The following is a 24,372-nucleotide window of genomic DNA, read 5'->3' on the forward strand; positions in this document are numbered from 1 at the left end:
TCCGCCGCTAGCTGGCGGTAAAGCGCAGCGGCAGGGTCTTCAGCCCGCCCACGAAAGTGCTTTTCGCCCGGCGCGGTTCACCCGCCAGCTCGATGCTGTCCAGCCGGTCCAGCAGGGCTTCGAACAGCAGCCGCATTTCCAGCCGAGCCAGGTGCAGGCCCAGGCACTGGTGCGCACCGGCGCCGAAGGCCAGGTGGCGGGTCTGGTCGCGGGTCACGTCGAACTTGCGCGGGTTGTCAAACTGTTCGGGGTCGTGATTGGCCGCGACATAGTTGATCATCAGCCAGTCGCCCTTGGCGATCTTGACGCCCGATAGCTCCACGTCCTCGTTCGCCATGCGCATGAAGTGCTGCACCGGTGTGGTCCACCGGATCGCCTCCTCGACGATATTTGGCAAGAGGCTGCGGTCGGCCTTGACCTTGGCGAACTGCTCCGGGTCCTGCGCGAGGGCCAGCATGGCTCCAGCGGTGCTGGCGCTGGTGGTATCGTGCCCGGCGCTGGCGGTGATGATGTAGTAACCCGCCCGGTCCCGCGCCGAGAGCGGCTGGCCATCGACTTCGGCCGTGGCCAGGATCGTGGCGACATCGTCAGTCGGGTTGGCGCGACGCTGGGCGGCGAGGCCTTCGAAATAGGTCTCGAACTCGGCCACGGCGCCGAATACGATCTGGCTGATCATCTCGGGCGTCAGGTCGGCCATGCCGCTTTTGTTGAGGTCTTCGTCCTGCCCGCCGAACATCTGCTGGGTCAGGAACAGCATCTTGGGCTCGTCTTCTTCAGGCACGCCGAGAATCTGCATCACCACGTGCAGCGGGTAAGGCGCGGCGACGTGCGTGACGAAATCCGCTTCCGGCCCGGCGGCAATGAACCGCTCGACCGTGGCCTTGGCCAATTCGCGGATGCGGCCCTCCAGTGTGCGCAGGTTCTTGGGCATGAACCAGTCCTGGGTCAGCCGCCGCAGCTTGGGATGCTTGGGCGCATCGAGCGCGACGAGCGAGGAAACCAGGTTGAGGCTTTCATCGCCCTGCTTGGCGGTTACCTCGCGGGCCAGGGCCTCACCGGCCTTGTTGGTGAAGACCACCGGCCGCGGCGCGTTCAGGAAGGTCGCGTTATCCTTGCTGATCCGCATCACGTCATCATAGCGGGTGACCAGCCAGAACGGCTCGTGCTGTTGCCCAGCCGGGATGTCGCTGGGGCTTTCGATCCGGACTACGGGCGTTTCTGCCCGCAGCCGGTCAAACAGGTCCAGCGCCGTTGTCCAGTTGGCGTAGGACTTGGGATCGATCACCGCCAGGGCATCGGCGGGGCTGGCCACGGGTCCGGTCATGCGATCAGCCCTTCGCCTGCGCGGCTTCGTAAGCCGCCTTGTATTCATCGCGCAGCAGCCGCTTGTAGAGCTTGCCGGTCAGTTCGCGCGGCAGCTGCTCGCGGAAGTCGATCTGGCGCGGCATCTTCACGCGGCTGAGCTGGCCCGAGAGGTACTCGCGGATTTCGTCCGCCAGGGCTTCGCCAGCCTCGCTCATGTCGAGCGGCTGGATCACCGCGACCACCTTTTCGCCCATTTCCGGATCGGGCGCGCCGATCACAGCGGCATCGGCCACCTTGGGGTGGGTGACCAGCAGGTTCTCGATCTCCTGCGGGTAGATGTTCACCCCGCCCGAGATGATCATGAAGCTCTTGCGGTCGGTCAGGAACAGGTAGCCGTCCTCGTCCTGGTAGCCGACATCGCCCAGGCTCGACCAGCCATGCTTGTTGCGTGCATCGGCGGTCTTTTGCGGGTCGTTGTGATACTCGAAGGGGACCATGCCTTCGGTCGGCTCGAAGAAGATCTGACCTTCGGTGCCGCGCGGCAATTCGTCGCCGTTCTCGTCGCAAACGCGGATGATCCCGGTCAGCGCCTTGCCGACCGTACCCGGCTTGGTCAGCCATTCCTGGCTGGTGACGAAGGTGAACCCGTTGCCCTCGGTCCCGGCATAGTATTCGTAGATCACCGGACCCCACCAGTCGATCATCGCCCGCTTGACCGGCACGGGGCAGGGAGCGGCGGCGTGGATCGCGCACTTGAGGGTGGAAACGTCGTACTTGCTGCGAACCTCTTCCGGCAGCTTGAGCATGCGGACGAAATGGGTCGGCACGAACTGGCTGTCGGTGATCTTGTACTTCTCGATCGCGGCCAGCGCGGCCTCGGGATCGAACTTCTCCATGACCACTACCGTGCCGCCCAGCTTCTGAATCGTCATCGACCAGCGCAGCGGCGCGGCGTGATAAAGCGGGGCGGGCGATAGATAGACCGAATCCGGCTTGATCCCGAAGGCCATCATGGTGAGACCAACCAGCGCATTGGCCTGGTCGATCGCCGGATCCTCGGGCAGCGGGATCTTCACGCCCTTGGGGCGACCAGTGGTGCCCGAGGAATAGAGCATGTCCACCCCGGCGCGCTGGTCGGCAATCGGGGTGTCGGGCATGGCCGCAAGGGCCGCCTCGGCCGAAAGCTCGCCCGGCGTGTCCATGCGCAGCTGTGGCACATTCGGCGCAAGCTTGGCCACCTCGTCCAGCGTCGGGGCCAGATAGGCCGAGCCGAACAGCAGCTTCGCCCCGCTGTCCTCGAGTATATAGGCGATTTCCGGCGGGGTCAGGCGGCTGGAGATGCCGACATAGTGCACGCCCGCGCGCTGGAAGCCCCAGGTCAGGCAGAAGAACCAGGGATGGTTCTCCATGCACAGCGCCACGGTATCGCCGATCTGTATCCCGCGTGCGCGAAGCAACTGTGCCACCTGGTTCGAGCGGCGATCAAGCTCGGCAAAGGTGATGGTCTCTCCGCTGCCCGCCATGATGATGGCGGGGCGATCGGGATTGTTCTGCGCGTGGATATAGGGGTGCATCGGTGAATCGCTCTCCAACGGTGGGTTCTGACCATCCGCCGGTGCTTTTAACCGATCGATTAAACGGGGGCAAAGAAAAAGGCGACGGTTGCCCGTCGCCTTCGCTTTCTAGGCAATTGGCAGCGGCTTACTTGCTGCCGCCCTTGGCCGAAACGCCGCGGTCATTCGCGGCCAGAGTGCCGAGCCATGAGTCGCCCTGCATGTAGGGCACCGGGTTGACCGCCATGCCGGCGATGCGGACTTCATAGTGGAGGTGCGGACCGGTCGAGCGGCCGGTCGAGCCGACATAACCGATCAGGTCACCCTTCTTCACTTCCTGCCCCTCGGCCACGTTAAGGCGCGACATATGGCCATAACGGGTCTCCAGCGAGGCGCCATGATCGAGCGAGATGAACAGGCCATAGCCGCTGAACCAATCAGCCCGGGTCACCACGCCATCGGCGCTGGCATAGATCGGGGTGCCAGTCGGCGCAGCCAGGTCAATTCCCTTGTGCGCGCGGCGGCCGCCCAGCACCGGGTGGGTGCGCATGCCGAAGCCGCTGGTCAGCGAGGCGCCATCCAGCGGCATGCGCGACGGGATCGAAACGGTGCGAGTACGGGTGGCGGGAGCCGCGGTGGTGCCATTCCAGCTGGCGAACAGGCGGCGGAACTCATCATCGCCGCGCGTGCCGGCCTTGGCGGCCTGGGCTTCACGCAGCGGGGCGGCGATATCTGCGGCGCTGCTGGAGCTGGCGACTGCCGGAGTGGCAAGACCGAGGCCCGCGACCACGGCGAGAGCGCCGATTACCTTGCGAACCTGGGCAAAAAACACGTTGGCGACCACTTACAAACCCTAACACCCGTGGGCGGAATTCCTTGCCGGAACCCGTCCGAACCCCTGTCTTTCATTGCCTGCCGTGGCGGCCTGCAACCCGATTTTGTGAGATGGTCGGACCCCCCGCCGTCTCGTTGGGGTGGTTAAAGCCGGGTCAGGCCGGGGCCGCAACCCCTGCATAGAAAGAGCGCGGTAAACCGGCTGCCTGACGCGCCGAGTCGTTGAACGGTGGCTTAACAGCTCCGCGAAAATACGTGGCGACGAGCGATTTCCATAGGATTTCTGCGGATTCGCCCCGGGCGGCCGCAACTGCGCCGAAATGCGTTGCGCCGAATCGAACGTGGGCGATTTCGTCGTCAAGGATTCGTTCAAGGACCCGCGCGCCGGTTTCGTCACCGGCTGCCCGGACCCGCTCGAGCGTGTGCGGCGTCACGTCCAGCCCGCGCGCCTCGAGCACCATCGGCACGACGGCGAGTCGGGCGGCGACATCGTGGCGGGTGGCATGGGCGGCATCCCACAGCCCGTCGTGGGCCGGCAGCGCGCCATAGAACGAGCCAAGGCTGCGCAGCCGCCGCGCCAGCAGACCGAAATGCATCGCTTCGTCCGCCGCGACCGCGAGGAAGTCCGACACGAACTGTCGACCCATCGCCGCACCGAATCGCCCCGCCATGTCGAGCGCCAGGTCGATTGCCACGAATTCGATATGCGCCAGCGAATGCCACAGCGCGATCCGGGCCCGCTCCGACCCGCCCTTGCCGCGCTTGGGCATCCGATTCGGCGGCGGCAGCTCGGGCAGATCGGGCCTGGCCGGGCGATCGGGCATGGCGCAGTCGAAGGCGAAGTCCAGCCGCCCTGCCGCCCAGTCCCGCGCGACGCCGCGCGCGGCAAAGGCCTTGGCGGTGGGATCGGCGGTCAGCAGGGCGGCGCGGATCGCGCTGGCGACGGACGGCATGGCTGCGGGGTCAGAGTGCCTGGGCGGCGGCCAGCACTTCGGCGGCGTGGCCCTTGACCTTCACCGGGCTCCACACCTGCGCCACCTTGCCATCGGCGCCGACCAGCACGGTCGAGCGGACCATGCCCATGTAGCTGCGGCCATACATCGACTTTTCGGTCCAGAACCCCAGCGCGTCCGACAGGCCGCCGTCTTCCGGATCGCTGGCAAGCGGGGCGGTCAGGCCGTGCTTGGCGATGAACTTCTCGTGCTTCTTCGGCGGGTCCTTGCTGATCCCCAGCAGCGCCGTCCCTGCCGCCGCGAAATCGGCGGAAAGCGCCGAGAAGTCGAGGTTTTCGGTGGTGCAGCCGGGGGTATCATCCTTGGGATAGAAGAACAGAACCAGCTTCTGCCCGCCATAGTCCGACGGGCGCACGGCGCTGCCATCGGGGCGGGTCAGGGCAATGTCGGGCAGGCTTGCGCCGGGGGCAATCGTGCTCATCAATCGATCTCCAGTTCCTGTTCAAAGGTGGCCGACCAGGTTGCCGCAACCGTCTGTCGCGCCGTGGCCAGTGCCGCCAGCAAGCCGTTCCAGTCTGCGCAGCCGCAGGCCCGGGCGAGCACTGCCCGCGCCGCCTGCGGTGGTTCCCGGCCTTCGGGCGCAAGCAGCCGCGCGGCTACCAGCAACCGGCCCATTAGGCGATAGGCCTCGCTCAGCGAAGACGGGACAAGGCCCGCATCGGCGAGCCCTACCAGCGCTTCGGACAGCGCGGGGGTTAGCCCTCTCCCCTCGCGCAATTGGAGATAATGGATCACGAATTCGAGGTCGACCAGCCCGCCGCGCAGCAGCTTCACGTCAAGCGGGCCTTTCGCGGGCTTGTGGCGGGCCATTTCGGCGCGCATCGCCAGCACATCCTCGCGCAGCTTGGCAGGATCGCGCGGGCGGGTCAGTTCGGCCCGGACGATCGTGCGCAGTTCGTCCTGCGCCGTTCCTGGCCCGAACAACGGGCGGGCGCGGGTCAGCGCCATGTGTTCCCAGGTCCAGGCGTTTTCGCGCTGGTAGCGGGCGAAGCTATCGAGGCTGACCGCGAGTGGCCCCTGCGCGCCGGACGGGCGCAGCCGGGTATCGACCTCGTAAAGCGCGCCCTCGGCCGTGGGAACGGACAGTGCCGCGCTGACCCGCTGGGCCAGACGGTTGAAGTAGAGCGTCGCCCCTAGCGGGCGGCCGCTATCGGATTCCGCGCCGTGATCGCCGCTGAACAGGAACACGATGTCGAGGTCCGAGGCATGGGTCAGCGCCCCGCCGCCGAACCGACCGAGGCCCATGATAACCAGGGCGCAGCCCGGCACTCGGCCGTGGACGCGCTCGAATTCGGCAATTGTGGCGGCGGCCAGCACAGCCAGCGCGGCTTCGGCCACGCGGGCAAGCGCGGCGGCAATTTCCAGCGGATCGGTGCTGCCCTCGATCAATTGGACGCCCAGCGCAAAGCGCAATTCGCCGACCTTGCGCCGCACCCGGCCGAGCAGCGCCTCGTAATCATCGTCAGCTTCGCCCCTAGCCATGACTTCGACAAGATCGAACACTTCTCCGGGCAGATCGAAGGCGCTGGCATCGATCAGCGGATCGAGCAGATCGGCTCGCTGTGCCAGCGCGTCGGCCAGCGGCGGGGCCAGGCACAGCACCCGCGCGACCAGATCGGCCAGGCCAGGCCGGGCTTCGAGCAGCCGGAACAGATTGACCGCGCTGGGCAAGTTGGTGAGCAGTTGCTCCCACCTGAGCAGCGCGTGGAGCGGTTCGGGCGCGGCGGCAAAGGCAGCCAGCAGACGCGGCTGGACGGCATCGAAGGCGGCGCGGGCCGCCTCGCTGCGCAGCACCCTGAGCTTGCCGCTGCGCCAGCCTTCGATCCGGGCGGCCAGCACTTCGGGTTCGGGAAAGCCCAGTCGTTCGATCTCGGCGGCCAGGGCGGCACCACTGCGCGGAGCGGAGACGGCAACGCTGGTCTCTTCGCCGGCATGTTCGGCCACCAGCCGGTCATAGCGCTGGCCGACCGCCTCGGTGATCCCGGCCAGTTCCGCCACCAGCGCCGCACCATCGGCCAGACCGTCGAGCCGGGCGACATTGTCGAGCGCGGCCGGATCCAGCGGGAGACTGTGGGTCTGCTGGTCGGCTACCATCTGCAAGCGGTGCTCCAGCACCCGCAGCCGGTCATAGCTGTCGCCAAGCAGCACGGCGTCTTCGCCTGCGATGATCCCGGCTGCGGCAAGGGCATCCAGGCTGGCCCGGGTGCCGCGCAGGCGGATCGAGGGATTGCGGCCGCCGTGGATCAGCTGGTGAATCTGGGCGAAGAATTCGACCTCGCGGATTCCGCCGCGTCCCTTCTTCAGGTCGAAGCCGGGGCCAGGCGCCTTGGGGCCATGATGGTTGGCCCTGATCCGACCGGTCAGCCGACCGACTTCGGCAATCGCCCCGAAATCGAGGCTCTTGCGCCAGACAAAGGGCCGGATCGCGGCAAGGAAGGCTTCCCCCGCCGCGATATCCCCGGCGCAGGCCCGCGCACGGATGAAGGCGGCCCGTTCCCAGGCGAGGGCCGAGCTTTCGTAATGGGTCAGCGCGGCATCGATCGGGATCGCCAGCGGGCTGACCTCGCTGGCCGGGCGCAGCCGCAGGTCGACCCGGAAGACATAGCCCTCGTGATCGACGTGGCTCATCAGTTCCATCAGGCTACGCGCCACGCGCTGGGCAGCCTCGCCCGGCTCGTCGCGTTCGCGTCGGGGCAGCAGGGTGGGGTCGTAAAGCAGGATGGGGTCGATGTCCGAGCTGTAGTTCAGTTCGCGCGCGCCATGTTTGCCGAGCGCGAGGGCGAGGAACCCGGCCGGCTCCGCATCGGGGACGCGGCGACGGATCGCTTCGGCAATCGCAGCATCAAGCGCGCGGTCGGCAAAGGCGGAAAGCTCGCCGGTGACGCGGAGCAGGGGGAAGGCTCCGGCCAGGTCCCCCACCGCGAGGGCAAGGGCCAGTGCCTGCTTCTCGCGCCGCAGCGCAGAGCCGATGGTGGGCGCGCCTTCACCCGCTTCCTTGGCCGAGGCCAGCGCGGCTTCGCCATCGCCGCTCGCCAGCAGTTCGGCCAGCGCCGGCAGCCGCTCCAGCCCCTGCGCCAGGTAGGGGGCATGGGCACGGGCGCGCGCCAGGGCTGAGGTCCAGTCGGCATTCATCATGCCCGTGCTTGCGAAGGGGGCGCGGCTCTGTCAATCGGCGGGCCGACCAGAACTTGCGAAAGGTGACACCGCCCATGAAGCTGCGCCCGCTCCTGCTTGCCGCCCTGGCGGTGCCGACTGCCCTGCACGCCAGGCCTGCGCCGGTGCCGGCGGTCCAGCCGGTGCCGCTCAGCCAGCCGGTGCTGGAGGAGATGGTCCGGACGCTGTCGTCCGATGCATTCGAGGGCCGCGCGCCGGGGACAGCGGGCGAAGACAAGACCGTGGCCTACCTGATCGAGTGCTTCAAGGCGGCGGGCCTTCAGCCCGGGAACAAGGGTTCATGGACGCAGGACGTGCCGACCGTGGAAATCGCCGCGACCAATGTGGCGGGGCTGGCTGTCACCGGGGGGGCGGGCGGAACGATGCTGTTCGCGCCGGGCAAGGATTTCGTCGCCGGTTCCTATCGCCACGTCGGGCGGACCGAGATTGCCGACGCCGAGCTGGTCTTCGTCGGCTATGGCATCAACGCCCCGGAACTCGGCTGGAACGACTATGCCGGCGTCGACATGAAGGGCAAGATCGCGGTGATCCTGGTCAACGACCCGGATTTTGATGCCGCCAACGAGGACGGCATCTTCAAGGGCCGCCGGATGACCTATTACGGCCGCTGGACCTACAAGTTCGAGGAAGCCGCCCGGCAGGGCGCACGCGGCGCGCTGATCGTCCACGACACCTTCCCGGCGGCCTATGGCTGGAACGTGGTCGAAAGCTCGTGGACCGGGCCGCAGTACTTCGTCCAGCGCGCCAACAAGGGCATGGACCAGACCGAGGCCAACGGCTGGGTGCAGAAGGGTGTGGCCGAACGCATCCTGGCCGCCGCCGGACAGGACCTGGGCCGGTTGACCCAGGCCGCCAAGGCGCGCGGGTTCAAGCCCGTGCCGCTGGGGCTGAAGGCGAGCCTGGCCTTTGACAACACCATGCGCACGGCCATGTCAAAGAACGTGATCGGGATCCTGCCGGGCAAGAAGCGGCCCGACGAATACGTGCTCTACACCGCGCACTGGGATCACCTGGGGCGGTGCAAGGCGGCGGCCGATGGTGATGACATCTGCAACGGCGCGGTCGACAATGCCACCGGCACGGCCATGCTCGCCGCGATTGCCGAAGCCAATGTGAAGGCCGGCCCGACCGATCGCAGTCAGGTGTTCCTGGCCGTTACGCTGGAGGAATCGGGCCTGCTGGGCAGCGAATACTATGCCGCCAACCCGGTCTATCCGCTGGCCCGGACCGTGGGCGGGGTGAACATGGACGCGATCTCGCCCGGCAGCGCGGCGCGTGATTTCCAGGTGGTCGGCGGCGACAAGAGCGAGCTGACCCGCTACCTCGCTGCCGCGACCAGGGCGATGGGGCTGGTCCAGGCACCCGAGAGCGATGTCGAGAAGGGCTATTACTATCGCTCGGACCACTTCAGCTTCGCCAAGCGCGGGGTGCCGATGTTCAACGTGGCGCGCGGCAACGACTGGGTGCAGGGCGGCAAGGCGGCCGGGGAAGCGGCGGCCGAGCGCTATAACGTGGCAGCCTATCACGGCCCCAAGGACGAGTACGACGGCAAGTGGGACTGGTCGGGCATCCTGCAGGACGGCGAACTGTTCTTCCGCCTCGGCCGCAGCCTGGCGATGGGCAAGGATTGGCCGAACTGGCACCCGACCGACGAGTTCCGCGCCGTGCGCGATGCCAGCAGGAAGGGCGCCAAGTGATGGACCAGCCGTCCGTCTGGATGCCGCCCGAATGGCACCCGCAGGACTGGATCTGGATCGGCTTTCCGCACGATCCGGTCGAATGGCCGGGCTTTCTTGAGCGCGCGCAGGAGCAGATCGCGCAGTTTGCCAATGTCGTGGCCGAGAGCGGCCAGGAAGTGCGGCTGATCGTCCGCGACGAGGCGAACCGGGCGCGGGCGGCGGCGCTGTGCAGCGCGGCGGTGAAGCTCGAAGTGCGGCGCTATGGCGATGTCTGGCTGCGCGATACCGGGCCGCTGGTGGTGCAGCGCGATGGCCAGCCGCTCGGCCAGCGGTTCGGCTTCAATGGCTGGGGCGGCAAGTACCTGATGGAGGGCGATCAGGAAATCGGCGCGGAACTGGCGGAAAGCGCCGGGTTGCCGGTGGCCGGTGCCGACTGGGTGCTGGAAGGTGGCGCGCTCGATTGCGATGGCACGGGCCTTGTCGCCACGACCGAGCAGTGCCTCTTGAACCCCAACCGCAACCCTGCCTTGTCGCGCGCCGATCTCGAGGCGCGGCTGGCCCGCGACCTGGGCTTCACCCGGGTGCTGTGGCTGGGCGATGGGCTGATCAACGATCACACCGACGGCCATGTCGATAACCTCGCGCGGTTCGTGGCGCCGGGCGTACTGGCCGTGCCGCGCGCTACCGGGGCGGATGACCCGAACGCGGCGATCTATGCCGACGCAAAGGTGCGGGCCGAAGCCTTTGGCCTCAAGGTGGCCGAAGTGCCGTCGCCCGGCCGCGTGGAGAGCGAGGGCGGGCGGATCGAACCGGCGAGCTACATGAACTTTGCCGTGACCAGCAATGTCGTGGTCGTCCCGACCTATGGTACCCGCCATGACGAGGACGGCGTCGCGGCGATCCAGGCGCTGTTCCCGGATCGTGCCGTGGTTGGCGTGCTGGCCGATGCCGTGCTGGCGGGTGGCGGCTCGTTCCACTGCGCCAGCCAGCAGATGCCCCGGTTCTGATTGAAATCAACCTCACCTGCCCCGTTCGTGCTGAGCTTGTCGAAGCACCGCTCTTCTTCTTGAACATGTCACCGCGCCCGCAAGAAGAGGACGGCCCTTCGACAAGCTCAGGGCGAACGGAGTGTTGGGGGGGAGCCCGCGAATCCTTGACTCCTGACCCTTGCGGATTTAGTTTCAACTGAAACTGAAATCCGCGACAGGAGCTTGCTGCCCATGGCCGACCTTTTCGAAAACCCGCTGGGCCTCGACGGGTTCGAATTCGTCGAATTCTGCGCGCCGGAAAAGGGCGTGCTGGAGCCGGTCTTTGCCGCGATGGGCTTTACCGAGATCGCCCGCCACCGGTCCAAGGACGTGACGCTGTGGCGCCAGGGCGACATCAACCTGATCGCCAACTACGAGCCGAAGAGCCCGGCCTGGTACTTTGCCCAGGAACACGGTCCTTCGGCCTGCGGGATGGGCTGGCGGGTGCGCGATGCAGCCAAGGCCTATGCCGAGGCGATCGAGCGCGGGGCCGAGCCGGTCGAAAGTCGCACCGGGGTTATGGAACTGCGCCTGCCCGCTTTCCGCGGCATCGGCGGCTCCATGATCTACCTGATCGACCGCTATGGGGAAGACCTGTCGATCTATGACATCGACTTTGTCTACCACCCCGGCGTCGATCGCCACCCGGTCGGCACGGGCCTTCAGCTGATCGATCACCTGACCCACAACGTCTATGGCGGGCGCATGGCCCACTGGGCCTCGTTCTATGAGCGGATCGCCGGTTTCCGCGAGATCCGCTATTTCGACATCAAGGGCGAATATACCGGCCTCACCAGCAAGGCGATGACCGCGCCCGATGGCAAGATCCGCATTCCGCTGAACGAGGAAGGCGCCGGGGGCGGCGGCCAGATCGAGGAATACCTGCGCGCCTACAACGGCGAGGGGATCCAGCACATCGCCTTTGCCTGCGACGATCTTTACGCCGTCTGGGACCGGCTCAAGGCCCTGGGCACGCCCTTCGCGCCCGCACCGCCGGCGACCTATTACGAGATGCTCGACGAGCGCCTGCCCGGTCACGGCGAGCCGGTCGGCGAGCTGCAATCGCGCGGCATCCTGCTCGATGGCTCGACCGAGAACAACGATCCGCGCCTGCTGCTGCAGATCTTCAGCCAGACCATGATCGGGCCGGTGTTCTTCGAATTCATCCAGCGCAAGAAGGACGAGGGCTTTGGTGAGGGCAACTTCACCGCCCTGTTCAAGTCGATCGAGGCCGACCAGATCCGCCGCGGCGCGCTGCAGGTTGAAGGAGCCGCCGAATGACCGCCGTGCCAAAGCTCGAACGCATCCACCACGTCGCCTATCGCTGCCGCGACGCGAAGGAGACGGTGGAATGGTACCAGCGCGTGCTCGGCATGCGTTACACCACGGCCTTTGCCGAGGACCATGTGCCCTCGACCGGGGAATTCGATCCCTACATGCACGTGTTCCTCGATTGCGGGGGCGGCAATGTCCTGGCCTTCTTCGAGCTGCCGAACCAGCCGGAAATGGGCAAGGATCCCGCTACCCCGGCCTGGGTCCAGCACCTGGCCTTCAAGGTGGCCGATCTGGACGCGCTGCTGGCGGCCAAGGCCCATATCGAAAGCCTGGGGATCGAAGTGCTGGGGCCGACCTATCACGGCATCTTCCGCTCGATCTATTTCTTCGATCCCAACGGCCACCGGCTGGAGCTGGCCTGCGATATCGGCACGCCCGATCAGTATGCCGAGCTTGCCGCAGTGGCTCCGGCCATGCTGCATGACTGGGCCGAAACGAAGCGCGCCCCGCGCCATGCCGCCTGGCTCCACGAGGACCCGGCCGAGCGCGGCGACTCCTAAATCCGTTCGAGCAGCGGTTCCGGGCCGACCAGCGCGGCAAGGAAGATCGCGCCAATCATGGCGCCCAGCGCCAGGCTGCGCCGGTCGCGGATCGCGAAGGCTACCGGATCGCCCTCCACCTCGCCGCGCCGGGCCATCAGCCAGACGCGGTTCAGCCAGTAGAGCAGCGGCAGGCAGGCCAGCATGAGCAGGTCGGGCGCGGCATAGTTCTGCATCGTCGCCGGGTCATGGGCGAACAGGGCCAGGACCAGGATCGCCACCATCCCCGCGGCCACGCCCGAGGCCATGACCAGATCGAGATCGCCGCCGACATAGCCACGCCCCTTGACCAGCTGGGCGGGATCGGTGCTGCCCTGGATCTCGATATAACGCTTCAGGTAAGCCAGGCTCAGGAACAGGAAGATCGAGAACAGCGCCAGCCAATAGCTGATCGCCACGCCCACGGCCGCCCCGCCGATCCAGATCCGGATGGTATAGAGCATGGCCAGCGCAATGGCATCGGCCACCATCGCCGCCTTCAGGCGCAACGAATAGGCCAGCGACAGGGCGACATAGGCCAGCAGCCAGCCGGTCAGCGTTGCGCCGCCGGTCAGCCAGCCCGCTGCCAGCCCGCCCAGGCCCAGCACCACCGACCAGCCCAGCGCTGCCGGGATCGAAAGATCGCCATGGGCCAGCGGGCGCAGGCGCTTGGTGCGATGCATGCGATCGGCATCGATATCGAGCAGATCGTTGATCAGGTAGATCGCCGAGGCGATGGCCGACATGGCTACTGCGGCAACGACAGCCTTGGCGACCAGCACGGGATCGAGGAACTGCCCGGACATCAGCAGCGGGACCAGCACCAGCGCGTTCTTGGCCCACTGGTGCGGGCGCAGCGCCTTTACCAGGGTGCCGAACTGGCCGGGCGGGGGCGGGCCGAGCCGCGCGGCGCTGCCATCATCGGGCAACAGGCCCAGCGTCCAGCCCTGCCGGGCAGCGGCCCACAGCGGGCGGTCAGCGGCGCTATCGCCCACATAGTCGAATGGTGCTTCGTTACCGATCCGCGCACGGATCGCCGAAAGCTTGGCCCGGCCTTTCAGGTTGTGGCGGCGCGTGCTGGCGATCACCGGATCGGTCAGGCCCAGATGGCGGGCGATGGCCGCAACCGGGCGCCAATGGCTGGCGCTGGCCAGGATCACCGGGCGGCCTTCGGCCTTCGCCGCGGCAATCAGGTCCAGAACTTCGGCACGAAAGGGCAGGCGATCGGGCCGGACGGGATCGTGCCGGGCGGCAAAGGTCTTGGCTGCGGCCCGGCCTTGAAGCAGGGCCAGGATCAGCCGCAGGGCCAGCAACAGGCCCGAGCGGGCGACGCGGACGAAGCTTTCGAGGCTGATATCCGCCCGCAACAGCGTACCGTCGACATCGATGAACAGCGGAACCGGCTGGGCCGGGGCAGCGCGCCTAGCAGCGCTGATGGGCTGGTGCACGGTCATCGGATCAGGCCGAACGCGCCACCAGCACGCAGCCCGCCGCGATCAGCAACGTGCCGGCAATCCGGACCGGGGTAACCTGTTCGCCCAGCACCAGCGCGCCAGCCAGCATGGTGAAGATGAAGCCCAGCCCGACAAAGGGATAGGCCAGCGACAGCGGCGCACGGGCCAGCACGAACAGCCACACCACTGCACCCAGCGCATAGAGCGCAAGGCCCCCGATCACGAAGGGGGACTGGGCCAGCGCCAGCAGCTCCCCGCCCACGCCCCGGCTGCGCGCAGCCGCGGTCGTCCCGGTCTTGAGCGCAAGCTGGGCCAGCGCGGAGAGCGCGACCGAGGCGAGGATCAGCAGGAACAGGCGGAGCGACATGGCCGCAGGCATAGCCCCGCGCTGGTCAAGACCGCGTTAACGCTGTGCTTTTCGCTTCAGCCAGCCGGTCCAGAAGCCCGCAGCCAGGAGCAGCAGGAACGGGGTCAGGATCAGGCGGTGGCGCTCGCCGAATTCGAACCACACGTTGGTCAGGCCGATCGCCGCGAGCAGCGCCAGGGTATAGAGCGCGACGGGATCGGTCAGGCCGCGCCGCAGCCGGGCCCAGGTAGCCAGCGTGGCGGATGCCAGCAATGTGGCCCAGCTGCCCTGCAGCATTACTTCCAGCCGGGCGTGGTTGTCTGCGCTGATGGCGGGCACGGTGTGGCGATAGCGGGCCAGCGAGGCCTCTTCAAAGGCGAAGCCCCTGGCCATCGAGCGGGCATATTCCCCCGCCGCGCAGACCGGGTTCCCAAGCAGGATGCCGCGTGCCAGTTCGCCCATCACCTTTGACCGTTCCGGCTCGGGCAGGTCGAAGATGCCGGGCGGGAATGGCGCGCGGATGTGGACCAGCGCCGAATTGGCCATGAAGCCCGAAGCCGTGGTCAGCGGCACGAAAGCGCCGAAGACCAGCCAGTTGCGCAGCCACCACGGCAGCAGCACGGCCAGCAGCGCGGGCAGGGCGGTCAAGCCCAGTCGCAGCGTGGCCGCAAAGCCGCGCTGCCAGATCAGCACCAGCGCGATGAAAGCCGGCGCGACCGCCAGCCCGGCCTGGGTCAGCGCCAGCATTCCCCACCACAGCCCCAGCCACAGCCCATGCCGCCAGCGCCGCGCGCCGGCCGCATCGGCATTGAGCCAGATCACCAGCCCGCGCAGCAGCAATACGCCCAGCAGGACGGTCAGCGCCTCCTTCTGCGGCAGGCCAGCCCCCAGGGCAAAGGCCGGCCAGGCGAAATAGGCCAGCCCCGCCAGCAGTCCTGCCGCCCGGTTGCCCAGTCGCCGTCCCGTGTCGGCAAGGGCCCAGGCGGCGATCGCATCGGTTAGGGTGTTCATCGCCAGCGTTGCCCAGGCGGAAACGCCGAACAGGGCCCACCACCCCGCCAGCAGCAGCGGATAGAGCGGCGGGAAATAGGCGCGCAGATCGCGGCCATATTGCACGTCGTCGACGATCAGCCCGCGCCCATCCAGCACCGCCGTGGCCAGGTTGGTGTAATTCATGGGATCGACGCGCAGTTCGACCTCCATGGTCAGTTGCACCGACCACCAGCGCATCAGCAGCGAGAGCAGGACCAGGGCGAACAAGGCCCGCCAGTCGATCCGCCCGGCTACGGCCTGGCGCGCGATCAGCGTCATGGCCAGCAGCCAGACCACCAGCGCGGCGAGCGAGAAGGCATTGAAGCGTTCGTACAGTGCAACGGTCAGCACCGCGGTTGCCGCCAGGGTGATCAGCGCCAGCCCGCCCAGCAGCACGCCATCGGCCAGCCGCAGCAGGCGCGGGGCGGTCCGGGGCAGCAGCTGGGCAGGCGGATCGGTCGGCACGGCGGCTCCGGGCAGGGTCAGGGCGATGGATGGCAAGCCCGGTGAGCATTGACAAGGCCGCAACCGCATCAGGCATGTCCGGACCCGCGCCGGAATCGGTTTGGGCTTTTCGATCCGGCGAATATCTCTAAGTGCGCGTCAGTGCGCTGCTCAGTCTTGTCCCTTTCTGGCCCAATCGCGGCCATTCTGCTGGGTTCGACCCCGGCCCTTGCCCAGCGCGCGGGCGAGAATGCGGCGACCCAGTCAAGCGATGCCTTCGGACGGTCGGTCGGCAATGAAAAGACCGGGCTTTACAACAGCGAAGAGGTGCGCGGGTTCAACCCGGTCGATGCTGGCAATGCCCGGCTCGAGGGGCTCTACTTCGACCAGGTCGACCGGATTTCGACGCGGATCATCGATGGCAGCACGATTCGGGTCGGGGCTGCGGCGCTGCGTTATCCGTTCCCCGCGCCGACCGGGCTGGTCGATTACAGCCTGACCAAGCCGGGCAAGGACGCCAGTTACAGCGTGAACCTGGAATACGGTTCGTCCTTCTCGATCGGGCCGGGCGGTTCGGTCGAGTTCAAGCAGCCGTTCGGCGATGGCTCGTTCGGGATTTCCGGCGGCATCGGGTTCCGCAACGCCACCCGCTTCGAGGGCGGGCAAAGCCTTTATCGGCCCGTCGGCCTGACCGCGGCATGGCGTCCGCAGGCGGAGACCGAGGTGCTGCTGTTCGTCGGCGACTTCATTTACCGCTCGGACGAACTGCGGCCGATCTACTATCCGGACGGCACCAGCCCGCCCCCCAGGATCGAGCGCGGGATCGATCTAAGCCAGCCCTGGGCCGGGCGAAATCAGGACCTGTGGACCGGCGGGGCGATCGTCAAAACGCCGTTGCTGGGCCTCAAGCTGGAAGCCGGGCTGTTCTATTCCGCCCGCGATCAGCACAGCGTCTATGCCGACCTGATGCGGGGCGTGGCCGCCGATGGTTCGGTTGCCACGCGCCGGATCATTGCCGAGCGCGACAATTACGATGGCTCGTGGTCGGGCGAGGCGCGGCTGGTCAAGGAATGGATTGGCACCACGGTCAACCATCGGCTCGTGGCCAGTGTGCGGGGGCGTTCGCGCAACCGCGAATTCGGCGGAGGCCGCGTCCTCACGCTTGGGACCTCGACCATCCTGCGCCCCGATCTGCGCGCCGAACCGGTCTGGATCCAGGGCGCGAAGAACCGCGACGAGGTGCGCCAGATTACCGGCGGCTTGGCCTGGTCGATGGTCGCGCCGCAGCGCTTCAGCCTTGATGTCGGGATCTCGAAAAGCCGTTACCGCAAGGCGCTGGACTTTGCCGATGCGGCGCTGTCCGATCCGGTCACGCGCGACAATCCGCTGCTGCTGAACGTGGCGGGGTCGGTCCATGTCGCGCGCGGGCTGTCGGTCTATGCCGGGTACACGCGCGGGCAGGAGGAAGCCCTGGTGGCCCCCGATATTGCCACCAACCGGTCAGAAGCGCCGCCGGCGATCCGCACGAGCCAGGTCGAGGCCGGCGCGCGCTGGGCGATCACCCCGCGCTTGACGATGATCGCCGGGGCCTTCTCGATCCGCAAGCCCTACTATAATCTCGATCCGGCGCTGCGCTATCGCCAGCTTGGCACGCTGACCAATCGCGGGATCGAGGTGTCACTGACCGGCCAGCTTGCGCCGGGGCTGACCATCGTCGGCGGCTCGATGTTCCTCGATCCGCGGATCAGCGGCGAAGCGATCGACAGCGGCCTGATCGGCCCGCGCCCGGTCGGCCAGATCCGCCGCCGCTCGATCGCCACGCTCGACTGGCGTCTGGATGCGGGGCGCGGGGCGTTGTCGTTCGATGCCACGGTGGAAAGCGTGTCGAGCCGGATGGGCAATGCCGCCAACACGCTAGTCGCGCCGCCGCGCGCGACGCTCAATCTCGGCGCGCGCTATCGCTTCAAGGCGGCCGGCGGCACCTGGCTGCTACGCCCGGTGCTGCTCAATGCGTTCAACGAATACGGCTGGAACGTGAACGCATCGGGCGGCTTCACCTATTCCAACCCGCGCACGGTCACGCTCCAACTGGTGGCGGATTTCTAAACCTCGCCCGGCACTTTCACGCGCAACATTGCCGCAGCCGCCAGCACCAGCGCCCCAGCGGCAAAGGCCATGGTCCAGATCGGCTGATCAGGGAAGAAGGCCTTCATGATCGAACCCATGACCGTGGCGACCAGCAATTGCGGGACCACCACGAAGACGTTGAACAGCCCCATGAAGATGCCGAGCTTGGCCTGCGGCAGGCTGCTTGCCAGGATCGCATAGGGCATGGCCAGGATCGATGCCCAGGCGATGCCCACGCCGATCTCGCTGACGATCAGCCACTCGGCGCTGGGCATGAAGAAGAAGCTGGCATAGCCCGCCGCTCCGCAGAGCAGGCCGAACACGTGGGTGCGCACCTTGCCGAACCGGCGCGAGAGCAGCGGCAGGAGGGTCAGGGCCGCGATCGCCGCCACCCCGTTGTAGACCGCGAACAGCCAGCCCACCCAGTTCCCGCCAGCCTGGAATTCGGCGCTGGCCGGATCGGTCGAACCGAAATAGCGCTGGGCGACGATGGCGGTGGTGTTGATCCACATGATGAACAGCGCCGACCAGCTGAAGAACTGGACCAGGGCCAGCCGCTTCATGATGTCGGGCATGCCGGAGAAGTCGCCGACGATGCTGGTCAGCATGTTGGCACTGCGTCCGGCCCGGGCCAGGCGGATGGCAATATGGCTGATCAGGCCATAGCCGATCAGCAAGAGGGCCAGGAGGTAGATCTCCTTCTCCAGCCCCCATTCCTCGGTCGCCAGCGCCAGCATGCCGCCGGCCGCGATCCACCAAAACGGACCGCTGCTGCTGCGCGTGGCCAGATCGGTGGCGGGCTGGGCCGCAGCCTCGGCACTATCGCCAAAAGCGCGCATTTCCTCTGGCGAGTATTCATGCGTGGTCACCACGGTCCACATCACCGCCACCACCAGCGCCAGCCCGCCGCACCAGAAGGCATAGCGCACCGTATCGGGGATTTCCCCCGGCGGTGCGACATTGGACACGCCCAGCCATTCCATGAACGGCGGGAACAGAGAACCCACCACCGCGCCCGCGCCGATGAATGCGGTCTGCACGGCATAGCCTGCGGTGTGCTGGTCCTTGCGCAGCATGTCGCCCACGAAGGCCCGGAACGGCTCCATCGAGATGTTGAGGCTGGCGTCCAGCACCCACAGCAACAGCGCGGCGATCAGCAGCGCATCGGACAGCGGCATGGCGAACAGCGAGAGACCCGCGAGGACCGCCCCCAGCACGAAATACGGCCGCCGCCGCCCGAGCCGCCCCAGCCAGGTCCGGTCGGACAGGTGGCCGATGATCGGCTGGACCAACAGCCCGGTCAGCGGAGCTGCGGCCCACAGCCAGGGCAGGTCGTCGATTGCGCTGCCCAGGGTCTGGAAAATGCGGCTCATGTTCGCGTTCTGCAACGCGAAGCCGATCTGGATGCCGAAGAAACCGAAGCTGATGTTGAACAGCCCGGCCCAGTTCTGCCGCGGTTTTTCCATGGCGCGCCTCTCTCCCCGTCTTTATCCCATCAGGGCTGGCATGGTCGGCGCGGGCAGGCAAGCCGCATACGAATACGTAACGCGGGCGCGGCCTAGCCGGTGGTGCTGGCCCGCACGATCAGCTTGGGGGCCAGGCGGCGGTTGCGGCTGTCGCGGCCCTCGATCTGCTCGGCCAGCGTTTCGACCAGCAGTTCCCCGGCCGCAACGAGGTCCTGCTGCACGGTGGTCAGCGGCGGGCTGGTCAGGCTGGCGGCGGGGATATCGTCAAAGCCGACGACAGCCACGTCGCCCGGCACCGAGCGTCCGGCCTCGGCCAGGGCGCGCATCGCGCCGATCGCGATCAGGTCGCTGGCGGCAAACACGGCGTCGAATTCCGCCCCGCGCTCAAGCAGGCGGCGCAGCGCGGCGCGGCCCTGTTCCTCGCTGCTCAGGGCATCGGCCTGCAAGGCCGGATCGGCGGCAATGCCGACCGCCGCCAGGGCCTCGTTCAACCCGTGATAGCGGTCGGCGAATTCGGGATAGTGTTCGTCCGCCTGGCCCAGGAAGGCGATCCGTTGCCTCCCCAGGCCCAGCAGGTGTTCGCCCGCCAGTCGCCCGGCGGCGACATTGCCGGACCCCACGGTGGTGCCGATATTGTCATCGCGGACCGAACCCCAGCGCACGAACTGGGTGCCCGCCGCGACCAGGTCGTTCAGCCGCTGCTCGTACAGCGTGTAATCGCCATAACCGAGCAGGATCAGCCCGTCGGCGCGGTGGCTGTCCTGGTAGCGGGTGTGCCAGTCATCCTCCATCTTCTGGAACGAGATCAGCAGGTCCAGCCCGCGGTTGGCCGTGGCCCGCGTGATCGCGCCCAGCATGGCCAGGAAGAACGGGTTGATATTGGCCCCGTCGGGCGTCGGGTCTTCGAAGAACAACAGGGCGATGGTGTTGGACCGCTGTGAGCGCAGCGAGGACGCGTTCTTGTCGACCGAATAGTTCAGCTCGCGGGCGATCTGCTCGATCCGCTGGCGCGTGGCCAGGCTGACCGAGCGCGAGCCACGCAGCGCCCGGCTGACTGTGGGTTGCGAAACCCCGGCCAAGTAAGCGATATCAAAGCTCGTCGGCTTGTTCGACGGCTTGCGGCCCATGTTCTCTCCCCGCCCCGTTATGCTTTGAGATCCGGGATCGGCGCGCAGGATAGCCGCCGCACTGGCCAGCGGCAATCGCCAACTGGGCCTCGATCAGTTGCAATCAGGCACCGGTACATTGCCGTAGCTTTCGGGATGCGAAAGAAGAGCCTAGTTCAGCCATGCCGGCTTCGGGACCAACCACTCGAACGCCGGTCAGTCACCCAGACTGCCCGATCGCAGCAGAGCGGCCCAACCCAGCCACCCCGGGCTACAAACTGCTTCGCTGCGATCGGGACCCAGGGCGCTCTCCCGATCAGAACTCTGCATGCTGCCGGTCGCTGCGGCGATTGCTTGACATCCGGCGGGCGGATCGTGCCATCTGCGCCCGAGAGCATTGGCCGCACCCCGGTTGGGGCGGGCGAGGGAGGGCTGGGGATGAGCGAAGAGCAGCGCGAAGGCGGGTGTCTGTGCGGGCAGGTCCGCTACAAGGTGGCCTGGCCCCCGCTGCAGGTGATGACCTGCCAGTGTACCCATTGCCAGAAGCAATCCGGCTCGGCGATTTCCGTGATCGCCATGGTCCGCAAGGCTGACCTGGAACTGACCGGCGAGCTCACGAGCTACACCGATGCCGGGGACAGCGGCAATGCGCTGGAGCGCCAGTTCTGCGGTCAGTGCGGCTCTCCGCTGATCAGCGTGATCCTGGCGATGGATGCCCAGGGCATGACCTTCATCAAGGCGGGTACGCTCGATGATACTTCGGGCCTGGCCCCGACGGTCCATCTGTGGACCCAATCGGCGCAGGACTGGATGATCCTGCCCGAAGCGGGCGCGAAAGTGCCCCGGCAATAGCTGTTGGTGCTCCTCAGATATCTCAATAAATACATTTTAAAGCAATACTATACTGCACCTTAGTGACTGTGGCCTGCAGGCCACGGTACGACCTCTGCATACAATGCGTATACGTATGCCATCTTCCTGCAAGCGGCCCTGCGCCCGTATCTGAGGCGCTCCACAGGAGCTGGGAGTGCTTGCTGCATCCCGATTCTGAAGGGGCAAACGCCGGGGGGACTGGACCTGCCGGAGTGGTTTAGGGAGAGAGAATCGTGGCACTTCGCACCCGTTTCGCTGGTGGCCGTGGGGTTTCGGCCATCGCACTGGCAATTTCCACCATCGCCGTTTCCGGCACCGCCAACGCACAGGACGCCGCGCCGCAGGATGAAGCCGCTGTTGCCGATGGCGCGATCGTCGTGACCGGTTTCCGCGCCTCGCTGGAAACCGCCGTCAACAAGAAGAAGACCTCGGAAGTGATCGTCGAATCGATCGCGGCCGAAGACATCGGCAAGCTGCCCGATGCCTCGATCGCCGAATCGATCGCGCGTCTGCCGGGCCTTACTTCGCAGCGCCTGTCGGGCCGCTCGAACTCGATCTCGATCCGTGGTTTTGCCCCGGACTTCTCGACCACCCTGCTCAATGGTCGCGAACAGACCTCGACCGGTGACAATCGCGCCGTCGAATACGACCAGTATCCCTCGGAAGTCGTCAGCCAGGTCAACGTCTTCAAGTCGCCGATGGCCTCGCTGATCGGCCAGGGCCTGTCGGGCACGGTCGACATGCGCACGATCCGGCCGCTTGATGCCGGCAAGCAGATCATCACCATCGGTGCCCGCGGCTCCTATGCCGATCTCGGCAAGCTGAACGCCGGCTCGAAGGACTTCGGCTATCGCGCCAATGCGCTCTATGTCGATCAGTTCGCCGACGACACCGTGGGGATCGCGCTGGGCGTGTCCTATGTCGACGAGCCCTATCACATCCAGGAGTTCAACGCCTGGGGCTATCCCAGCGATGCCGGTTCGGCCGTGATCGGCGGCTCGAAGTCCTATGCCACCAGCACCCAGCTGACCCGCCTGGGCCTCAACGGCACGCTGCAGTGGAAGCCTTCGGCCAACTTCACCACCACGCTCGACGCCTTCTACACCGATTTCAAGGATGACCAGATCAAGCGCGGCATCGAATTGCCGCTCTACTGGTCGGCCGCGACGCTTTCGAACACCACCCGCAGCGGCGGCTTCGTCACCGCCGGCCAGTTCAACGGCGTCAAGGGCGTGGTCCGCAACGACGTGTTCCAGCGCAATGCCAAGCTCTACAGCTTCGGCTGGAACAACAAGTACGAAGGCGACGATGGCTGGAACGCCCTGCTCGACCTGTCCTACTCGAAGACCGACCGCAACGAGCTGAACATCGAGAGCTATTCGGGCACCGGTCGCGGGGCGCTGGGCGCCACCGACACGATCCGCTTCACCAGCGGGACCAATGGCACCGTCTTTGCGCCGACGCTGAACTACAGCGATTACAACCTGATCCTGCTGACCAGCCCGCAGGGCTGGGGCGGCACCCAGATCGCGCCGAACGGCACCTCGATCGTCGGCGGCCAGGACGGCTATTACAACGACCGGATCATCAAGGACGAGATCTGGCAGATCCGCGCCGAAGTCTCGAAGGAACTCGACGGGTTCATCTCCAGCGTCCAGCTGGGCGGCAACTACACCGACCGTTCCAAGGCGCTGGTGCCGGATGAATACTTCCTGGGCCTGACCGCCAATACCAATGGCACCACCAGCGTGGCCGTGCCCAGCCAGTTCCGGCTTGGCACCACCAACCTGTCGTTCCTCGGCCTTGGTCCGATGATCAGCTACAACCCGCTTGCCCTGCTCGATGCCGGGATCTACAAGCTGGTGCCTAACGCCTATGGCGACGTGGTGGTGAAGAGCTATTCGGTGAAGGAAAAGATCTTCACCCCGTACATCCAGGCCAACCTCAAGGGCACGCTCGGTTCGGCTGACCTGACCGGCAACATCGGCGTCCAGGCCAACTTCACCGAACAGCAGTCGGTCGGGGCCTCTGCGGTGTTCCTTGGCACCCTGCCGAACGGCGCGCCCAACATCGGTGCACGCACCCAGTCGGATACCAACCGCTACACCGACGTGCTGCCCAGCCTGAACCTGTCGCTGCGCTTCCCGAGCGACCTGGTAATCCGTTTCGCAGCGGGCCGTCAGATCATTCGTCCGCGCATGGACGACATGAAGAACTCGTTGAGCTTCGGGTATACCATCACCCCCAACCCCACCGTTCCGGGCAACTTCATTGCCAACGTGACGGGTGGTTCGGGCAATCCGGCGCTGCGCCCCTGGCGCGCCAACGCGATCGATCTGACCTTCGAAAAGTACTTCGGTACAAAGGGTTACATCGCGCTGCAGCTGTTCTACAAGGACCTGAAGAGCTACGTGTACAACCAGGACGTGGTGATCCCCACCTCGGACCTGGTGCTGACCCCGCCGAACCAGGCCAACGTGACGATCTCGCCCAATGCGGTGCTGAATGTCCCGATCAACGGCAAGGGCGGCGAGCTCTATGGTCTTGAACTGGCCGGGACCCTGCCGTTCGAAACCTTCAGCCAGGCGCTGTCGGGCTTCGGTATCACCGGCGGTGTTTCCTACACCGAAACCAAGATCAAGCCGAATCCGGGCGCGCCGGCGGAAGACCTGCCGGGCTATTCGAAGTGGGTCGCCAACGGCACCCTGTTCTTCGAAAAGAATGGCTTCAACGTCCGCGGCTCGATCCGGTACCGGTCGACCTTCGTGGGTGAAGTCTCGGGCTTCGCGGCCAACCGCGTCCGTCGCCGGGCCGCACCGGAAACGATCTTCGACGCGCAGATCGGTTATGACTTCCAGGAAGGCAGCGCGCTGGAGGGGCTCTCGCTCTACATCCAGGGCCAGAACCTGACCAACGAGCCGTTCGTCACCAGCAACCCGGGCGATGCGCGCCAGGTCATCGACTACCAGACCTATGGTAGCCGCTTCCTGGCTGGCTTCATCTACAAGTTCTGATCAGCCCTGGCCGGCCGGCGCAATCCGGTCGGCCATGCCTGACAGGCAAGTTGACAAGTCCATGAGGGGGG

General features: G+C 66.6%; 18 protein-coding genes. 7 read left to right on the forward strand and 11 right to left on the reverse strand.

Going from position 1 to position 24,372, the window contains the following annotated elements:
- Window positions 1-7: 7 nt before the first annotated feature.
- The 6 genes from O9281_RS09855 to O9281_RS09880 all read right to left on the reverse strand — a co-directional run bounded on the left by O9281_RS09855 (window position 8) and on the right by O9281_RS09880 (window position 7,837).
- On the reverse strand, window positions 8-1,324 hold the full coding sequence (locus O9281_RS09855; RefSeq protein WP_298185109.1) for a cytochrome P450: 1,317 nt from the start codon (window positions 1,322-1,324) through the stop codon (window positions 8-10).
- Window positions 1,325-1,328: 4 nt separating this feature from the next.
- A complete protein-coding gene (locus O9281_RS09860; RefSeq protein ID WP_298185112.1) occupies window positions 1,329-2,879 on the reverse strand; it encodes an acyl-CoA synthetase in 1,551 nt (516 codons plus the stop codon).
- Window positions 2,880-3,006: 127 nt separating this feature from the next.
- Entirely contained in the window at window positions 3,007-3,702 is a 696-nt protein-coding gene (locus O9281_RS09865) for a M23 family metallopeptidase (RefSeq protein WP_298185114.1), read from the reverse strand.
- Between the two features lie 145 nt (window positions 3,703-3,847).
- The gene (locus O9281_RS09870) at window positions 3,848-4,645 is read right to left on the reverse strand and encodes a ferritin-like domain-containing protein (protein WP_298185117.1); all 798 of its coding nucleotides are present in this window, start codon (window positions 4,643-4,645) and stop codon (window positions 3,848-3,850) included.
- Between the two features lie 10 nt (window positions 4,646-4,655).
- Window positions 4,656-5,126 (reverse strand): peroxiredoxin, encoded by a 471-nt coding sequence (locus tag O9281_RS09875; RefSeq protein WP_298185119.1) that lies wholly within the window; start codon window positions 5,124-5,126, stop codon window positions 4,656-4,658.
- Window positions 5,126-7,837 (reverse strand): bifunctional [glutamine synthetase] adenylyltransferase/[glutamine synthetase]-adenylyl-L-tyrosine phosphorylase, encoded by a 2,712-nt coding sequence (locus O9281_RS09880; protein ID WP_298185573.1) that lies wholly within the window; start codon window positions 7,835-7,837, stop codon window positions 5,126-5,128. Before O9281_RS09880 ends, O9281_RS09875 begins: the two co-directional genes overlap by 1 nt.
- Window positions 7,838-7,914: 77 nt before the next feature.
- Between O9281_RS09880 and O9281_RS09885 the strand changes: the two genes are divergently transcribed.
- The 4 genes from O9281_RS09885 to O9281_RS09900 all read left to right on the forward strand — a co-directional run bounded on the left by O9281_RS09885 (window position 7,915) and on the right by O9281_RS09900 (window position 12,421).
- Window positions 7,915-9,576, forward strand: coding sequence for a M28 family metallopeptidase (locus O9281_RS09885; RefSeq protein ID WP_298185120.1), 1,662 nt, complete (start codon window positions 7,915-7,917; stop codon window positions 9,574-9,576).
- A complete protein-coding gene (locus O9281_RS09890; RefSeq protein ID WP_298185122.1) occupies window positions 9,576-10,565 on the forward strand; it encodes an agmatine deiminase family protein in 990 nt (329 codons plus the stop codon). The genes O9281_RS09885 and O9281_RS09890 overlap by 1 nt, the downstream gene beginning before the upstream one ends.
- A gap of 213 nt (window positions 10,566-10,778) precedes the next feature.
- The gene (gene hppD, locus O9281_RS09895) at window positions 10,779-11,867 is read left to right on the forward strand and encodes a 4-hydroxyphenylpyruvate dioxygenase (RefSeq protein WP_298185123.1); all 1,089 of its coding nucleotides are present in this window, start codon (window positions 10,779-10,781) and stop codon (window positions 11,865-11,867) included.
- A complete protein-coding gene (locus O9281_RS09900) occupies window positions 11,864-12,421 on the forward strand; it encodes a VOC family protein (RefSeq protein ID WP_298185124.1) in 558 nt (185 codons plus the stop codon). The genes hppD and O9281_RS09900 overlap by 4 nt, the downstream gene beginning before the upstream one ends.
- Here the strand turns inward: O9281_RS09900 and O9281_RS09905 are convergent.
- Genes O9281_RS09905 through O9281_RS09915 form a run of 3 tightly spaced genes read right to left on the reverse strand, consistent with a single transcriptional unit; the run spans window position 12,418 to window position 15,772 of the window.
- On the reverse strand, window positions 12,418-13,893 hold the full coding sequence (locus O9281_RS09905; protein ID WP_298185126.1) for a UbiA family prenyltransferase: 1,476 nt from the start codon (window positions 13,891-13,893) through the stop codon (window positions 12,418-12,420). The genes O9281_RS09900 and O9281_RS09905 overlap by 4 nt on opposite strands.
- 4 nt (window positions 13,894-13,897) lie before the next feature.
- Entirely contained in the window at window positions 13,898-14,260 is a 363-nt protein-coding gene (locus O9281_RS09910; RefSeq protein WP_298185127.1) for a permease, read from the reverse strand.
- A 36-nt stretch (window positions 14,261-14,296) separates the two neighbouring features.
- On the reverse strand, window positions 14,297-15,772 hold the full coding sequence (locus tag O9281_RS09915) for a glycosyltransferase family 39 protein (protein WP_298185129.1): 1,476 nt from the start codon (window positions 15,770-15,772) through the stop codon (window positions 14,297-14,299).
- A gap of 120 nt (window positions 15,773-15,892) precedes the next feature.
- Here O9281_RS09915 and O9281_RS09920 point away from each other — a divergent pair, with 120 nt between their 5' ends.
- Window positions 15,893-17,821, forward strand: a complete 1,929-nt coding sequence (locus O9281_RS09920) for a TonB-dependent receptor (protein ID WP_298185130.1) — start codon at window positions 15,893-15,895, stop codon at window positions 17,819-17,821.
- Here the strand turns inward: O9281_RS09920 and O9281_RS09925 are convergent.
- Together O9281_RS09925 and O9281_RS09930 are read right to left on the reverse strand one after the other, a co-directional pair.
- Window positions 17,818-19,308, reverse strand: coding sequence for an MFS transporter (locus O9281_RS09925; protein ID WP_298185131.1), 1,491 nt, complete (start codon window positions 19,306-19,308; stop codon window positions 17,818-17,820). The two genes, O9281_RS09920 and O9281_RS09925, sit on opposite strands and share 4 nt — an antisense overlap.
- Window positions 19,309-19,400: 92 nt before the next feature.
- On the reverse strand, window positions 19,401-20,435 hold the full coding sequence (locus O9281_RS09930) for a LacI family DNA-binding transcriptional regulator (protein ID WP_298185134.1): 1,035 nt from the start codon (window positions 20,433-20,435) through the stop codon (window positions 19,401-19,403).
- Between the two features lie 354 nt (window positions 20,436-20,789).
- Here O9281_RS09930 and O9281_RS09935 point away from each other — a divergent pair, with 354 nt between their 5' ends.
- Entirely contained in the window at window positions 20,790-21,266 is a 477-nt protein-coding gene (locus O9281_RS09935) for a GFA family protein (RefSeq protein WP_298185136.1), read from the forward strand.
- A gap of 254 nt (window positions 21,267-21,520) precedes the next feature.
- A complete protein-coding gene (locus O9281_RS09940) occupies window positions 21,521-24,301 on the forward strand; it encodes a TonB-dependent receptor (protein WP_298185139.1) in 2,781 nt (926 codons plus the stop codon).
- Window positions 24,302-24,372 lie beyond the last annotated feature (71 nt).

This window comes from Novosphingobium sp. (assembly GCF_027531025.1).
GTDB lineage: Bacteria > Pseudomonadota > Alphaproteobacteria > Sphingomonadales > Sphingomonadaceae > Novosphingobium.